The sequence below is a fragment of the Vibrio sp. Isolate33 genome (assembly GCF_022397895.1).
Classification (GTDB): Bacteria; Pseudomonadota; Gammaproteobacteria; order Enterobacterales; family Vibrionaceae; genus Vibrio; species Vibrio pomeroyi.
This window is the reverse complement of sequence record NZ_JAKEUP010000047.1, coordinates 1-386: the sequence shown is the minus strand read 5'-3', so window position 1 is coordinate 386 and position 386 is coordinate 1. Positions and strand designations below refer to the sequence as shown.

Sequence of the window (386 nt, the reverse complement as noted above, 5' to 3'; positions counted from 1 at the left end):
TAGCATTGTGGACCCACCTGATTCCATGCCGAACTCAGAAGTGAAACACAATAGCGCCGATGGTAGTGTGGGGCTTCCCCATGTGAGAGTAGGACATCGCCAGGCTTTAATTTCGACTTTGTCTAGTTTCTAGACAAGTCACCATAGAGTTCTAAGTTTTCTTAGTATTTTATGTTGACTTTCAAAGTAGAAAGCGTATTATACGCGTCCTGCTTAAGTGCTAAGGCGCTGAAAGCAAAGCTCTTTAACAATTTAAACCTATCAATCTGTGTGGGCACTCGTTGATGAATATCAAAACGTTTTATCGTTAGATAAAACAGATTCTTCGGAATCAAAATGATTTCAATGAACTGAGTGACCAATACAAATAATACAAATAACCTCGG

Annotated in this window: 1 rRNA gene; it reads left to right on the top strand. The window is 39.4% G+C overall.

From position 1 onward, the window contains the following. Nucleotides 1–105 (top strand): 5S ribosomal RNA (gene rrf, locus L1D37_RS23965); the annotation flags it as partial. Between the last annotated feature and the right edge of the window lie 281 nt (nucleotides 106–386).